This window comes from Vibrio sp. Vb0888, from assembly GCF_033338835.1.
Lineage (GTDB): Bacteria > Pseudomonadota > Gammaproteobacteria > Enterobacterales > Vibrionaceae > Vibrio > Vibrio alginolyticus.
Window position 1 is genome coordinate 1 of record NZ_JAWOTL010000266.1, and the last position, 1,114, is coordinate 1,114.

Genomic DNA, 1,114 nt, shown 5'->3' on the forward strand with positions numbered 1-1,114 from the left:
AAAATTGTCACTGGCCGATGTAGATTGCCATACAAATTCAGGCTCTGGATAGCCTTCGTACCACACTTTCTGCCACAGTGAAGAAAGCGAGACTTCAGGGTAAGAGTTATCGACCTCTGCCACCTTTAACGAGTCATCATTCCAAGTAATCAGATAGCGTTCATTGTTCGACATTGCCGCCATCGCAGGCGCTTCTTTATAAGCTCGCTTAAACAACACCAGTTTTTCACTGGTCGTGTAATGACTCTGAAGCGTACCGTTAGTGTAGAAACTGTAGAATCCTTTGCGGTGTGAATCTGGCAATAAGTATTTGAGTTCAGACGCTAATTTGAAGTCACGAATATGAGTTAAGGTTCGCTTATCATTTTGCAAAGTATCAAACCACTGCGAAACGCGACCATCATTGTGCGTCACCAACAGGGAATATGCGCCCGCAAGCAAATCAATCGTTCTTACAGAATGCTTTTTATCCCCTTGAGTAAGATCGATAACTTCGCGCACCGTAAACTTTTGAGCAGCTTTCGTCAGAACAATTAACTCCGAACCATCACGCAAATAAAGCGTTTCACCATCCGGTGTTAAGAGCATCTGTTGGGGAGCGTCAAAGCCCGCAGAAAAGGAGAAATCAATTGTGGTTGGAGCGACGCCTAGCGCAGACTTCTCTTGCCAACGCGCTTTGACTTTCCCGCTGCGAGTCTGCCAAACAATAGTTGGAGTTTGTGTTGACGCATTGAAGACAAATTGAGTCACAGGATCTTGCGCGTCGGTAAGCGTCAAATTCATATCCGTCGACAACGCCACCACTTCTGGCGGGCGAGTATTTTCTCTCAACGTCGCGTTGAATTCTGGCTTGAAGATATGTGCTAGACCTTGATCATCCACTAATCCATACCAACCAAGGCCAGGAGCCGATTGAGAAAAAGATACCGGATTAGTCGCTAACTGTTGAGTATAAATGGCGGGCTTGTCAGGTGCGTCCATCGACAAATATTGAATCTCACCACTTTGCGTTAAAACGAAAGCAAGTTGTGAATAGTCATCGACAGAAATGGCCAAAGGCATGCCCACTTGCGTGGTTCGAGTCGCGTGATTAGGTTTGATCTCTGCATCAGAA

At 45.9% G+C, this 1,114-nt stretch carries 1 pseudogene; it reads right to left on the bottom strand.

The features are described from left to right. Nucleotides 1-1,114 (bottom strand): annotated as a pseudogene (locus R7P72_RS25520) (phosphate ABC transporter permease); the annotation flags it as partial.